Origin of the sequence: Streptomyces sp. NPDC002698, assembly GCF_042888945.1 — a bacterium.
Taxonomy (GTDB): Bacteria; Actinomycetota; Actinomycetes; order Streptomycetales; family Streptomycetaceae; genus Streptomyces.
This window is the reverse complement of record NZ_JBIAQM010000011.1, coordinates 153,720-166,887: the sequence shown is the minus strand read 5'-3', so window position 1 is coordinate 166,887 and position 13,168 is coordinate 153,720. Positions and strand designations below refer to the sequence as shown.

Genomic DNA, 13,168 nt, shown 5'->3' with positions numbered 1-13,168 from the left:
GAGGGTTCCGTGCCCGGCGGTGCGGCGACAGAGTACGCGTACTCAGAAGCGGCACCCCGGAAAGGGGCTCGTACGGGCCTCTCGTACGGGTCGGTCCACCGTGGCGCACAGCGGGAGGCGCCGATCCGGAACGCGAGCGCGGACGTGAGCCCCCTCTTCGTCGAGCGAACCCCGCCCGGGTTCCCGCTCCGGCGAGCGAGGCCCGCCCGGGTTCCCGGCCCCGCCCGGGTTCCCGGCCCCGCCCGGGTTCCCGGCCCCGCCCGCCTACGCCCCCAGCGCCCGTGACACCACGTAGATCAGCAGTCCGGCCAGCGAGCCGACCACCGTGCCGTTGATCCGGATGAACTGCAGGTCACGGCCGATGTTCGCCTCGATCTTCCTGGTGGTGTGCTCGGCGTCCCAGCCCGCGACCGTGTCCGTGATGAGCGAGGTGATCTCCTTGCGGTACGTCGTCACGACATACACGGCGGCGCCCTCCACCCAGCTGTCGACCTTGGCCTGCAGCTTGGGTTCGGTGGCCATCCGGGCGCCGAGGGACAGCAGGGAGGCCCGCACGCGCAGCCGCAGCTCGCTGCGCTCGTCCTCGGCCGCGGACACGATCATCGACCGTACGGCCGTCCAGGCGGAGGCGATCAGGTCCTGGACCTCGCCGCGGCCCAGCACCTCGCCCTTGAGGCGCTCCACGCGCGCGCGGGTGTCGGTGTCGGACTGCAGGTCGGAGGCGAAGTCGGTGAGGAAGCGGTCGAGGGCGCCGCGGGCCGGGTGGGTCGGGGAGTCGCGCATCTCGGTGACGAAGCGGAGCAGTTCCTTGTAGACCCGCTCGCCGACCTTCTTGTCGACGAACCGGGGGGTCCAGCCGGGCGCGCCGCCCTGGACGGCGTCCATCACCTGGACGTCGTGGAACACCAGCCAGTCGTGCGCGCGGGAGACCACCAGGTCGACGAACCGCTTGTGGCCGCCGTCCACGACGATCTTCTCCAGCATCTTCCCTATGCCGGGCGCGATCTCCTGGGCGTCCGCGCGGCGGGTGATCGCCTCCCCCACGACGGCCTGGACGTCGGAGTCGCGCAGCACGGTCAGCGCGCCCCTGAGCGCGGCGGCCAGTTCGGCCGTGACCCGGTCCGCGTGTTCGGGATCGGCGAGCCAGGCGCCCAGTCTGCTGCCGATGCCCACCGCGCGCAGCCGCTGGCGGACGACCTCCTCGGAGAGGAAGTTCTCGCCGACGAACTCGCCCAGCGAGACGCCCAGCTGATCCTTCTTCTTGGGGATGATCGCTGTGTGCGGGATGGGCAGGCCGAGCGGGTGCCGGAAGAGGGCCGTGACCGCGAACCAGTCGGCCAGCGCGCCGACCATGCCGGCCTCGGCGGCCGCCGCGACATAGCCGGCCCAGGCGCCCGCGCCTTCGTTCGAGGCCCACTTCGCCAGGACGTAGACGAGGGCGACGAAGAGCAGCAGGCCGGTGGCGGTCGCCTTCATCCGGCGCACCCCGCGGCGCTTCTCCTCGTCGGCGGGGCTGAACGTGTTCATCGCCCGGCCCGGCGGCACGGCGGACCTCCGGTCGTTCTCGGCTCCGGCGGCCTTCGCGGCACCGGTCGCCTCCGCGGCTTTCGCGGCACCGGTCGCCTGTGCGGCCTTCGCGGCAGCGTCACCGGCGTCCGCCACCTCCGTCGCCTCCGGGGCCTCCGTGGCGTCGGCGGCCTTCGCGGCGGCCTCGGCGGCGTTCGCGGTGTCGCCGGGGCGGGCATGCTGCTCCGTGCCGTCCCCTTCACCCGAATTCGTGCGTCCCATTCACTCCACCCGTTCGCAGGCCACGTCACGCACCGTACCCATTGTCCCTTTCTCCCTCTCTTCCTCACCGACTCCTGGAACGACACAGGAGTTCCCGGCGTCTGTTCGGATGGGGAATGGACCAGGGGGTCCCCTAGGGGGCGGGGGTCCCCTAGGGGGCGCGTCGGAGTCCTTGCGCCCCATGACGCATCATGGAGTGATCACATCGGAGCCTCGGGCTCCCTCGCCCGAGGAGACACGCACCGCATGACCAAGCGTCACGGTTATGCCCTGCTCGCCGCGATCCTTGCCGTGGTCGTGGTCCTTTCCGCCGCCATCTACATCGGTGTCGCGGCGGACGACGGCAGCGAGGCCAAGGCGGCCGTCGCCAGTGGCCGCACGTCGCACGACGCCGCCCCCGCCTCCACCGGCACCTGGGTCGGTGCCTGGTCCGCCTCCCCGGTCGGAGCCGAGCCCGGCACGGAGCCCGACGGACTGGCGGGCCGCTCCGTGCGCAACGTCGTGCACACGGCCGCCGGGGGTACGGGTGCCCGCGTCACGCTGTCCAATCTCTACGGGCAGCAGCCGCTGGTCGTCACGCACGCCACGATCGCCGTCGCCGCGACCGCGGACAACGCCGCCGCCACGGCCGACACCATGCGCCGCCTCACGTTCGGCGGCGCCACGACCGTCGTGATCCCGGTCGGCCGGCAGGTGACGAGCGACGCCGTACGCGTGCGCATCCCGCACGGCGTGGACGTCCTCGTCACGACGTACTCGCCGACCCCGTCCGGCCCGGTCACCTACCACCCGCACGCCCGGCAGATCTCGTACGTGGCCGACGGCGACCGCACGGAGGACGTGAGCGCCGCCCCGTACACCGAACAGAGCCCGTACTGGCGCTATCTGACCGCGCTCGACGTGCTCAGCGACGACGCCACGGGCACCGTCGTCGTCCTCGGCGACTCGCTCACCGACGGCATCACCTCCACCGTGGGGGCCAACCGCCGCTGGACGGACGTCCTTTCGGAGCGGCTGAGCGCCTCGGCCGGATCCGGTGACACGCCCCGCTACAGCGTCGTCAACCAGGGCATCAGCGGGAACCAGGTCCTCGCCGCCGGGCTCGGCCGGCCGGCCGACAACCCCAGCGGGCTGAGCCGGTTCCGCCGCGACGTGCTCGACCGTACGAACGTCAAGGCCGTCGTCATCGACCTCGGCGTCAACGACATCCTGCGCAACCCGAACCAGGTCGATCCGACCACCGTGACCGACGGCCTGCGGATCCTGGTGCGGCAGGCGCACGCCCGCGGACTGCGGGTCGTCGGCGCCACGCTGATGCCCTTCCAGGGGCACCGCGGCTACACCGACGCGCGGGATGCCGTACGCCAGGCCGTGAACGCGGAGATCCGGGCCGGGAAGGTGTACGACGCCGTCGTCGACTTCGACGCGGCGCTGCGGGACCCGTACAACCCGCGCCGGCTGCGGCCCGACTACGACTCGGGCGATCATCTGCACCCCAGCGACAAGGGGTTCCGGCGGATGGCCGAGGTGTTCGACCTGAAGGAGCTGAAGGGATCGGTCCCGGCGGAACTCTGATCCGCCGGCGGTCCCGGCGGAACCGTGATCCACCGCCGGTTCAGGCGAGCCGTGATCCGTGATCCGTCAACAGTTCAGGCGGAACCGTGGTCCGCCGGCGGCACGGGCAGCACCGCCGAAACGCCCACCGACCCGGCGGCGCCCGGGAGTTCAGTGGTCGCCGTCGCGCCGCCGGTGGCGGTCCTCCCGGCGTTCGCGGTGCCGCTCCCGGCGCTCCTCATGGCGCTCACGGCGCTCCTCGTGGCGCTCGCGTATCAGGTCGCGGGCCTCTTCGAGCGCGTCGAACATGTCACCGAGACCGTCGTCCCGCGACCCGTCGAGCTCCTTGCGGGCCTCCCGGCGCTCCAGCTTCTCCTGCCGGCGCTCCTCCTTGAGACGCTGACGCTCGGCACGGGTGAGCTTGCGTTCCACGCCGACACCGCCCCAGAAGGCGAAGCCCGTGACGACGACCCGGGGTGCGCCGGGGTCGCCCGGCCGGCCCTCCTCACGGTGGTCGAAGCCGCCCATGACGCCGATGCCACGGACCACGACCTCGACACCCGGCGGCACGATGACGTTCAACCCGCCCATCACCGCGACACAGTTGATGACGACCTCACGGTCCGCGAAGTTCGCCTCGCGCAGGTCGATCTCGCCGCCGCCCATGAAGGCGAAGCAGTTGAAGCGCTTGGGCACCGTCCAGCGGCCCTTGCGCTCGAAGCCCGACAGAACCGCCACGCCCCACGAGGACGAGCCCTCGCCGCCGACGACACGAGATCCCCAACTGCCGTCGTCCAGGGGCTGCTTGACCATGGAGACACGAGCCGTCCCCACCGCGCCCGGCAGATCGCGGGTGATCGGCGTCAACTCCCCGTAGGTGCGGGCCGCGTACGTCGCCTCCAGCCGCTCCTCGAACTCCTCCATGTCGAGACGGCCCTCCGCGAGGGCGTCCCTCAGCTGTTCGGCGACTCGTTCACGATCGGCGTCGGAGGCACGCAGCTCCGGGAGTTCGTCGGTCATGGGCAGCAGCCTACGAGGTCCCCCGCCCGCGGGCTATCCGGCCCGCGTTCGCGGCGGTCTCCCTACGGCGCCGTCCCCCCGGCGTACATACGGCTGATGACCGCCTCGATGTCCGGTTCCCGTACCGAAAGGTCCACCAGTGGATATTCCGCCGCGATCCGGGCCACCAGCGGAGCCGCCGACAGACCGGCGGGGAACGCCAGCCACTGACGCGGCCCCTCCACCTTCACCACCCGCGCCGACTCCAGCTCGATCGGGGGCAGTTCCCGCTCCAGGTCCACGACCAGGGTCCGCTCGCTCTCCCCCACCGCGTGCAGCCCGCTCAGAGCGCCGTCGTACATCAGCCGCCCGTGGTCGATGACCATCACCCGCCGGCACAACTGCTCGATGTCGGTGAGGTCGTGCGTGGTGAGCAGGACGGTCGTACCGCGTTCGGCGTTCAGGTCCCGCAGGAACTCCCGGACCCGCACCTTGCTGACCACGTCGAGCCCGATCGTCGGCTCGTCGAGATAGAGCACCTCGGGGTCGTGCAGCAGGGCCGCCGCGATGTCGCCGCGCATCCGCTGCCCCAGCGACAGCTGCCGCACGGGCACGTCCAACAGAGCCCCGAGTTCCAGGAGTTCGACACAGCGGTCGAGGTTCTCGCGGAACCGCGCGTCCGGCACCCGGTACATCCGGTGCATGAGCCGGTACGAATCGATCAGCGGGAGATCCCACCACAGCGTCGTACGCTGCCCGAACACGACCCCGATCCGGCGCGCGACACGGGTGCGCTCGCGGGACGGGTCCAGACCGGCGACCCGCAGCCGGCCTGCGCTCGGGGTGAGGATGCCGGTGAGCATCTTGATCGTGGTCGACTTGCCGGCGCCGTTCGGGCCGATGTAGCCGACCATCTCCCCGCGCCCGACCGTGAACGAGATCGAGTCGACGGCCCGCACCTGCCGACGCTCACCGCGCAGGAACCCCGTCCTCCTGCGCACCTCGAAGACCTTCTCGACCCCGTCCAGCTCGATGAAGCCGGCCCCCGGGCCCGGTTCCCCGCCCGGACCGGCCGATTCCCTGTCTGTGGTGATGGCCACGACCGTTCCCCTAACTTCCCGTACTCCGGTAGGCGCGCAGCCCCGCGCGCCAGGCGAGCCCGGCCAGCGCGCAGCAGAGTGCCGCCACGGCCGGTGACGCGAACGCGACCCACACCGGCAGGTCGAGCGGATAGGGCCGCCCCAGCACGTACAGCGCGGGCAGCCAGTTGACGAAGGCGAGCGGGAGGACGAACGTCACCCCGCGCAGCATGTCCTTGGCGAAGACGGTCGGCGGGTACTGCAGCAGCGTGTTGCCGCCGTACGTGAAGGAGTTCTGCACCTCGGAGGCGTCCTGCGCGACGAACTGGAACGCCCCGCCCGCCACGAACACCGCCGAGAAGATCGCCGCGCCGCTGAGCAGCATCATCGGCATCATCAGCACCTTGAGCGGCGTCCAGTGGATGTCGAGGACGGCGAGGGCGTACCCGAGGACGAGCAGCCCCTGGGTGATCCGGCCGAGGCGGCGCAGCGCGAAACGGTCCGCGGCGACCTGCGCGAGCACCGGCACGGGACGCACCAGCAGGGTGTCCAGCGTGCCGTCGCGCACCCGGCGCCCGAGCCTGTCCATCGAGCCGAGCGCGAGGTCCGCGAACCCGAACGCGACACCGGACACCCCGTAGAGCAGGGCGACCTCGGGCAGGCTGTAGCCGCCCAGCCGGTCCACCCGGGAGAACATCAGCAGGATCGCCACGAAGTCGAGGGCGGTCGCGGCGAAGTTCCCGAAGGCGGTCATCGCGAAGGAGGCCCGGTAGGCCATCGTCGAACGCACCCACATCGCGGTGATCAGCCGGTAGGCGCGCAGCCCGTCCCGCAGCCGCTCGTACGCGCCCTGGCGCTCGAACGGCCGGAACTCCACCGCCCGCACCGCCGCCGCCCCGGCCCGCCCGGCCGCACCCGGCTCCGGCGCCGCACCCCGCTCCGGCACCGGCGCCCCCTCCCGCGCCGGGCCCGCCACGATCCCCGTCCTCCGCTCCACCGGGTCAGCCACCCTGCACCACCACCCTCCGTGTCGCCACCGACTGGACCAGCCGCCCGGCCGCCAGCAGCCCGGCCGCCCAGGCGCCCTGCACCGCGTACGTGCCCAGCGGATCCGCCGTGCCGAGCAGGACGTCCACGGGCGCCTGGATCAGCGACGACCAGGGCAGCGCCCGTACGACCTCGCCGAGCGTGCCCGGGAAGACGTTCAGCGGCAGCAGCATCCCCGAGCAGAAGATCCCCGCGATGGAGGTCAGCTGCGCGACCCCGGCTCCGTCGAGCAGCCAGAACGCGGACAGGGCCACCAGGAAGCGGATCGCGAACCCGACGGCCACCCCGAGCGCGACCGCGACCAGGAAGGCGAGCCAGGTCAGCGGATCCGAGGGCAGCGCCAGGTCGAAGACCAGCGCGCCGAACAGGAGCGGAACCACTCCGCGGCCCAGCAGGTGGAACAGCGCCCGGCCCATGTCCTGGGCGAGCCACCACATCTGGAGGTCGGCCGGCCGGTACAGGTCGATCGCGATGTCACCCGTACGGATGCGCTCGATCAGTTCGTCCTCGAAACCGCCGCCCATCATCGCGACCACCATCAGCAGCCCCTGGCTGACCCACACGTAGGTCAGCGCCTGTGCCTGGTCGTAGCCGCCGAGGTGCGGCTTGCTGTCCCACAGGGCGATGAACAGGTACGCCAGGATCAGCCCGAAGACGGTGTTGGTGAAGACACCGGCGGCGGTGGCGATCCGATAGGTGGCGTACCGCCGGAACCCGCTGCCCGCGACCGCCGCGTACAACCGCGCCGTGCCCACAACCCGTCCCTTTCCCCAGCGTTGAGCCAAAGCGCAGGAGCCTAGTCCGGGCCCGGCACGGCCCGCCACGCATTTTCCGGCGCGACGCGTGCCGGGATCGAGGAACGGAACACATGGTGCGAGAGTCTTCATACGGGGCGCACCAGGCGTACGAGGGCGTACGACGCGAAACAGGAGTCCGGCGAACAGATGAGCGACGAGCCGCAGCAGCGCAGCCAGGGCTGGGCACCCAGGGAACCGGAAGCGGGCTCCCGCCCGAACCCGGCGCCCGCGGCGGGACCGCGGACGGGACCCCGGTCGGGGCCGGGAACAGGACCGGGCGGGCCCGCCGGACCCGGCGCGCAACAGAACCCGAAGCAGAAGCCGAAGCGGAAACAGCGGCCGAAGCGGACGGGCCTGCGCAGACTCGTCCCCACCTGGCGCATGCTGCTCGGCACCGTCCTCGGCACGGCACTGCTCCTGGCCGGACTCTTCGCGCTCGGCTACTTCCTCGTCAGGATCCCCTCCGCGAACGCCGCCGCGGTCAAACAGAGCAACGTCTTCCTGTACGCCGACGGCAGCCAGCTCGCCCGCGACGGCGACGTCAACCGTGAGAACGTCGCCCTGGAGCACATCTCCAAGGACGCCCAGCACGCCACCCTCGCCGCCGAGGACCGCGACTTCTACAGCGAGTCCGCCGTCGACCCCAAGGCGATGCTCCGCGCCGGCTGGAACACCGCCACCGGCAAGGGCAGACAGTCCGGCTCGACCATCACCCAGCAGTACGTCAAGAACTACTACCTGGGCCAGGAACAGACCGTCACCCGCAAGGTGAAGGAGTTCTTCATCTCCATCAAGCTCGACCGGGAGAAGAGCAAGGACGACATCCTGGAGGGCTACCTCAACACCAGCTACTACGGCCGCAACGCCTACGGCATCCAGGCCGCCGCCCAGGCCTACTACGGCGTCAACGCCAGGGACCTCACCGTCGGCCAGGGCGCCTACCTCGCCGCCCTGCTCAACGCGCCCAGCGAGTACGACGTGATCGCGCACCCCGAGAACAGGGCCGGGGTCCTCGCCCGCTGGAACTACGTCCTCGACGGCATGGTCGAGGAGAAGTGGCTGACCCGCGCCGCACGCGACCGGATCTCCTTCCCGGCACCCAGGCAGGCCAGGGGGTCGGCGGGCCTGTCGGGCCAGCGCGGCTACCTCGTCCAGGCCGTGACCGCCTATCTGACCTCGAACAGGATCCTCGACGAGGACACCCTCGGCCACGGCGGCTACCGCATCACCACCACCCTCCAGAAGTCCAAGCAGGACGCCTTCGTGAAGGCCGTGAACGACCAGGTGATGGACCGGCTCGACAAGAAGAACCGCAAGGCGGACACCTACGTCCGCGCCGGCGGCGTCGCCATCAACCCCACCGACGGCAAGGTCCTCGCGATGTACGGAGGCATCGACTACACCAAGCAGTACGTCAACAACGCCACCCGCCGCGACTACCAGGTCGGCTCCACCTTCAAGCCGTTCGTCTTCGCCTCGGCCGTCCAGAACGGCTCACAGACCCAGGACGGACGGACCATCACCCCGAACACCGTCTACGACGGCACCGACCAGCGTCCGGTGCGGGGCTGGAACGGCAGCACCTACGCGCCCGAGAACGAGGACGGCGAATCGTACGGGGACATCTCCGTGCGCACCGCCACCGACAGGTCGGTCAACTCGGTGTACGCGCAGATGGCCGTCGACGTCGGCCCCACGAACGTGAGGAAGACCGCCGTGGCCCTCGGCCTGCCCGCCGACACCCCCGACCTGACCGCCTCCCCCTCCATCGCGCTCGGCCCGGCCACCGCCAGCGTCCTCGACATGGCGGAGGCGTACGCCACGCTCGCCAACCACGGCCGGCACGGCGCGTACACCCTCGTGGAGAAGATCACCAAGGACGGCTCGCAGGACGTGAGGCTGCCCGCCCGGGACGACGACCGGTCGGCCGACCGGCAGGCCGTGAGCCGCGAGGCCGCCGACACGACGACCTCCATGCTCCAGAGCGTCGTCGACGGCGGCACCGGTCAGGCAGCGCAGAACGCCGGCCGGCCCGCCGCGGGCAAGACCGGCACGGCGGAGGAGGACACCGCCGCGTGGTTCGCGGGCTACACCCCCGACCTCGCCACCGTCGTCGCCGTGATGGGCCAGGACCCCGACACCGGCGCCCACAAGTCCCTGTACGGCGCCCTCGGGCAGTCCCGCATCAACGGCGGCGGCTACCCCGCGCAGATCTGGGCCCAGTTCACCGGGGACGCCCTGGAGGGAACGGAGGTGTCGGACTTCGACCTCCAGCTCCAGCCGGGCGCCGAGGAGACGTACGACCCCGGCGACGAGACCGACGACCCGGACGCCACCGGCGAACCGGACGGCGACGGCACCACCGGCGAGGACGAGGAGGTGGGCGGGGTCGGCGGCAGCGCACCGGCGACGGCGAACAGCCGGACCCCGGGCCAGAGCCGCACCCCGGGCCGGACCGACGGCCACACCCCGGGCCACACCGACGGCGGGACCACGGCCGGCACCACCGGTGGCACCCCCACGGACGGGGGCGCCACCGGAACCACCACGACGAGCGGCACCACAGCCGGCACCACGACCGGCGGAGACCCCACGGACACCGGCACCACGGGCACGACAGCGGGCCAGGAACCGCCGAGCGGGCTCACCCCCAGGAGGGGGAACCACTGAGCAGGGCGGTCGTGTCGCCGAGCGGGCTGGTCGTGTCAGGAACGGCGGTCAGGTCAGATCCCCAGGTCCTTGATGATCTTCGCCACGTGTCCGGTCGCCTTCACGTTGTACAGCGCCCGCTCGACCCTGCCCTCCTCGTCCACGACCACCGTGGAGCGGATGACACCGACGACCGTCTTGCCGTACAGCTTCTTCTCGCCGAAAGCCCCGTACGCCTCCAGGACCGTCTTGTCCGGGTCCCCGACCAACGTGACCTTCAGGGACTCCTTCTCACGGAACTTGGCGAGCTTCTCGGGCTTGTCCGGGGAGACACCGATCACGTCGTAACCGGCACCCGCCAGCAGGTCCAGGTTGTCCGTGAAGTCGCAGGCCTGCTTCGTGCAGCCTGGAGTGAGGGCCGCCGGGTAGAAGTAGACGATGACCTTGCGGCCCTTGTGATCGGCGAGGGAGACCTCGTTGCCGTCGGCGTCGGGCAGGGTGAAGGCGGGGGCGGTGTCGCCGGGCTGGAGTCGCTCGCTCATCGGAACCTCACGTGGCCGGGGAGATGGAATGGATACGGAACGAGCGTAATGGGGGGTGCCGAGGGGTGCGGTCCGGTACGAACTGACAGACTGTCCGAATCAGGGAGTCACTACACGACCACGGAGGCAGCGCGGTGTCGGATACGTCGAGAACGCCGGATACCAGGACTCCGGCGCAGATCGAGGCGGACATCAAGCACCGCCGCACAACACTCGCCGACACGCTCGACGAGATCGGCGTACGGGTGCACCCGAAGACCATCGTCGGAGACGCCAAGGCGAAGGTCGCCTCGAACATCGACCACACCCTGGGGCGCGCCTATGTCGGCGTCAACCGCGTCGTCGGCGATGTGAAGGGCCAGTTCGTCACGGAGGACGGCGCGCCCCGGCTGGAGCGCATCGTGCCGGTGGCTCTGGTCGCCGTGGGACTCGTCGGGCTGCTCGTCATGGGCTCGCGACGCCGCAAGGGCTGACCGGCGACCCACCCGCGTACGAAACCGGCCGGGACAGGTAGGTTCAGGGCGTGAGCGCCAACCGTGAAACGCACAGCACCCATGACGACAAGCTGCCCATCCGGATGCTGCACGACCGCGTGCTGGTACGGCAGGACGCCGCCGAGGGCGAGCGGCGCTCCGGCGGCGGCATCCTGATCCCCGCGACGGCGGCCGTCGGCCGCCGTCTCGCCTGGGCCGACGTCGTCGCGGTCGGGCAGAACGTCCGTACGGTGGAGCCCGGCGACCGGGTTCTGTACGACCCCGAGGACCGGGCCGAGGTCGAGGTGCGCGGGATCGCCTACGTGCTCATGCGCGAGCGGGATCTGCACGCCGTGGCAGCGGACCGCTTCGAGGGGTCCGAGGACTCGACCGGCCTTTACTTGTAGGGCGTACGCACCCCGAAGGGGCCGGTGACCATGGTCACCGGCCCCTTCCGCCATTCCTTGCTACGGTGGAGGGACCCCGACGAGACGCGCCGTACCGGGTTCGGCAAAGACGACGCAGCCCGCAACGCCGTCGTCTCCCGGAGGTACCTCCCATGGCCTGGGTCCTGCTGATCGTCGCCGGACTGCTCGAAGTCGGCTGGTCGATCGGAATGAAGTACACCGACGGCTTCACGCGCCCGGTCCCCAGCGTCCTGACGGCCGCGGGCATCATCGCGAGCATGGTCCTGCTGTCACAGGCGGCCAAGTCGCTCCCCATCGGCACCGCCTACGGCGTCTGGGTCGGCATCGGCGCGGCCGGCGCCGCGATCCTCGGCATGACCCTCCTGGGCGAACCCGCGACAGCGGCCCGCATCTTCTTCATCTGCCTGCTCCTGGCCTCGGTGGTGGGCCTGAAGGCCACGTCGGGCCACTGATCCCCCAGACCCCCACTCGACCCCTCACCGGGCGTAACCGTCCGATAAACGGTTCGTTAGCCCGTACGAGGTCGCGAACACGCGATCGGAGACGGAGGGGGTCCATGAGCGTGCGGGATGCGACTGAATCGGTGGCGCCGACCGCCTCAAGCCAGGTCGTGCCGGGCTCGGACCCGTACCGCAGGGAGCGCCTCGCACCGGTCGTCGCCGAGGCGCGCAACTGGACCGATCTGATGCGGCGGCTCGGTCTCAGGCCGAGCGGAGGCCAACGCCGCGTACTCCAGGAGAAGGTGGCCGGCCACGGACTCGACACCCATCACTTCGTCAAGCGCAGCCCGTGGCGCAAGTACCCGGATGCCGTCATCGCGGAGGCCGCCGCCTCGTCGTCCTCGCTGCGCGAAGTAGCGCTGAAACTGGGCGCCACCCCGGCCACGGGAACGCTCTCTCACATCCGCCGCCGCATCAGCGCGGCAGGAATCGATGTCACCCACTTCCCGGGCATGGATCGGCCCGAACTGGACCTGCCGTTCACCTCGGAGGAACTGTGGACAGCCGCTGCCGCCTCTACCAGCGTGCGCGGCGTCGCACGCGCGCTGGGCGTTCCGGACGACAGCCGCTCCCGCGCGACACTGAGCCGCATGCTGGCGGCCCATCGCGTCGACGTCGGGCACTTCTCTCACCGGCGCACATCGATCTCCGATGACGCGTTGCGTGCTCTCGTGCAAGGCTCCACCAGCTATGCCGACGTGATGCGCGGTCTCGGCATGGACGTCAACGACACCAATCACCGGCGCGTCCGACGCGCGGCCTCCCGGCTCGGTCTCGACACCAGCCACTTCAAGCGCCGGCCTTGGGGGCGGCCGGAGCGCCCGACGCCCTCAACCGCGCAACGGGTGCTGGTCGTCCTGCCGACAGGATCCACCCGACCCAACCGAGCACGGCTGCATTCGGCACTTCAGGAACTGGGCGTTCCGGACACCTGCGCCTCCTGCGGCAACCCCGGCACCTGGCTGGGACGACCGATCACGCTTCAGATCGACCACGTCAACGGCGACTGGCTGGATAATCGAGTCGAGAATCTGCGATACCTCTGCCCGAACTGTCATGCGCTGACGTCGACATGGTGCCGCCGGAAAAGCGGGCGACCTTCAGAGGACGCGGAGTCACCCGTACACTGATCGGCACGTAGCAGCACGGACGGATGATATGTCTGTTTTGACGCGGTCGTGGCGGAATAGGCTATACGCGCGGGTTTTAGGTGCCCGTGGGAGCAATCCCGTGTGGGTTCGAGTCCCACCGACCGCACAATTACAGGGCGAAAGCCCGGTCCGGGCAACCGGACCGGGCCTTCGTGTCTGCG

General features: G+C 70.8%; 12 protein-coding genes, 1 tRNA gene and 1 riboswitch. Of the genes, 7 read left to right on the top strand and 6 right to left on the bottom strand.

The window, feature by feature from the left end:
• Positions 1-264: 264 nt before the first annotated feature.
• Positions 265-1,788: a DUF445 domain-containing protein gene (locus ACFYW9_RS18195; protein WP_389150926.1), complete on the bottom strand. Its 1,524-nt coding sequence runs from the start codon at positions 1,786-1,788 to the stop codon at positions 265-267.
• A gap of 246 nt (positions 1,789-2,034) precedes the next feature.
• Between ACFYW9_RS18195 and ACFYW9_RS18190 the strand changes: the two genes are divergently transcribed.
• Complete coding sequence (locus tag ACFYW9_RS18190; RefSeq protein WP_389150923.1) at positions 2,035-3,363, top strand: SGNH/GDSL hydrolase family protein; 1,329 nt, start codon at positions 2,035-2,037, stop codon at positions 3,361-3,363.
• Positions 3,364-3,513: 150 nt separating this feature from the next.
• Here the strand turns inward: ACFYW9_RS18190 and ACFYW9_RS18185 are convergent, their stop codons facing one another.
• The 4 genes from ACFYW9_RS18185 to ACFYW9_RS18170 form a co-directional block, all read right to left on the bottom strand.
• Entirely contained in the window at positions 3,514-4,362 is an 849-nt protein-coding gene (locus ACFYW9_RS18185) for a DUF1707 domain-containing protein (RefSeq protein ID WP_389150920.1), read from the bottom strand.
• Between the two features lie 62 nt (positions 4,363-4,424).
• The gene (locus ACFYW9_RS18180) at positions 4,425-5,435 is read right to left on the bottom strand and encodes an ABC transporter ATP-binding protein (RefSeq protein ID WP_351862062.1); all 1,011 of its coding nucleotides are present in this window, start codon (positions 5,433-5,435) and stop codon (positions 4,425-4,427) included.
• A 16-nt stretch (positions 5,436-5,451) separates the two neighbouring features.
• The gene (locus ACFYW9_RS18175) at positions 5,452-6,306 is read right to left on the bottom strand and encodes an ABC transporter permease (protein ID WP_389151129.1); all 855 of its coding nucleotides are present in this window, start codon (positions 6,304-6,306) and stop codon (positions 5,452-5,454) included.
• A 115-nt stretch (positions 6,307-6,421) separates the two neighbouring features.
• Entirely contained in the window at positions 6,422-7,222 is an 801-nt protein-coding gene (locus tag ACFYW9_RS18170; RefSeq protein ID WP_351861813.1) for an ABC-2 family transporter protein, read from the bottom strand.
• Positions 7,223-7,411: 189 nt separating this feature from the next.
• Between ACFYW9_RS18170 and ACFYW9_RS18165 the strand changes: the two genes are divergently transcribed.
• Positions 7,412-9,934 (top strand): transglycosylase domain-containing protein, encoded by a 2,523-nt coding sequence (locus ACFYW9_RS18165; RefSeq protein WP_389150916.1) that lies wholly within the window; start codon positions 7,412-7,414, stop codon positions 9,932-9,934.
• Between the two features lie 53 nt (positions 9,935-9,987).
• On the opposite strand, the gene bcp is transcribed toward ACFYW9_RS18165, so the two are convergent.
• Complete coding sequence (gene bcp / locus ACFYW9_RS18160) at positions 9,988-10,455, bottom strand: thioredoxin-dependent thiol peroxidase (protein ID WP_389150913.1); 468 nt, start codon at positions 10,453-10,455, stop codon at positions 9,988-9,990.
• A 134-nt stretch (positions 10,456-10,589) separates the two neighbouring features.
• Between bcp and ACFYW9_RS18155 the strand changes: the two genes are divergently transcribed.
• From ACFYW9_RS18155 to ACFYW9_RS18135, 5 genes are all read left to right on the top strand, one after another.
• A complete protein-coding gene (locus tag ACFYW9_RS18155; RefSeq protein ID WP_351861817.1) occupies positions 10,590-10,928 on the top strand; it encodes a DUF3618 domain-containing protein in 339 nt (112 codons plus the stop codon).
• Positions 10,929-11,032: 104 nt separating this feature from the next.
• Positions 11,033-11,335: a co-chaperone GroES gene (locus tag ACFYW9_RS18150; RefSeq protein ID WP_103554526.1), complete on the top strand. Its 303-nt coding sequence runs from the start codon at positions 11,033-11,035 to the stop codon at positions 11,333-11,335.
• 49 nt (positions 11,336-11,384) lie between these two features.
• A riboswitch (guanidine-III (ykkC-III) riboswitch) is annotated at positions 11,385-11,454 on the top strand.
• A 33-nt stretch (positions 11,455-11,487) separates the two neighbouring features.
• A complete protein-coding gene (locus ACFYW9_RS18145; RefSeq protein WP_389150909.1) occupies positions 11,488-11,808 on the top strand; it encodes a DMT family transporter in 321 nt (106 codons plus the stop codon).
• Between the two features lie 104 nt (positions 11,809-11,912).
• Positions 11,913-12,986, top strand: coding sequence for an HNH endonuclease (locus ACFYW9_RS18140; RefSeq protein WP_389150906.1), 1,074 nt, complete (start codon positions 11,913-11,915; stop codon positions 12,984-12,986).
• 42 nt (positions 12,987-13,028) lie between these two features.
• A tRNA-Leu gene (locus ACFYW9_RS18135) sits at positions 13,029-13,113 on the top strand.
• Positions 13,114-13,168: the final 55 nt, after the last annotated feature.

Excerpts from the sequence above, each read along its gene's own strand:
- ACFYW9_RS18195 (WP_389150926.1), bottom strand. The coding sequence starts at position 1,788 with ATGGGACGCACGAATTCGGGTGAAGGGGACGGCACGGAGCAGCATGCC.
- ACFYW9_RS18190 (WP_389150923.1), top strand. The coding sequence starts at position 2,035 with ATGACCAAGCGTCACGGTTATGCCCTGCTCGCCGCGATCCTTGCCGTG.
- ACFYW9_RS18185 (WP_389150920.1), bottom strand. The coding sequence starts at position 4,362 with ATGACCGACGAACTCCCGGAGCTGCGTGCCTCCGACGCCGATCGTGAA.
- ACFYW9_RS18165 (WP_389150916.1), top strand. The coding sequence starts at position 7,412 with ATGAGCGACGAGCCGCAGCAGCGCAGCCAGGGCTGGGCACCCAGGGAA.
- bcp (WP_389150913.1), bottom strand. The coding sequence starts at position 10,455 with ATGAGCGAGCGACTCCAGCCCGGCGACACCGCCCCCGCCTTCACCCTG.
- ACFYW9_RS18150 (WP_103554526.1), top strand. The coding sequence starts at position 11,033 with ATGCTGCACGACCGCGTGCTGGTACGGCAGGACGCCGCCGAGGGCGAG.
- ACFYW9_RS18145 (WP_389150909.1), top strand. The coding sequence starts at position 11,488 with ATGGCCTGGGTCCTGCTGATCGTCGCCGGACTGCTCGAAGTCGGCTGG.
- ACFYW9_RS18140 (WP_389150906.1), top strand. The coding sequence starts at position 11,913 with ATGAGCGTGCGGGATGCGACTGAATCGGTGGCGCCGACCGCCTCAAGC.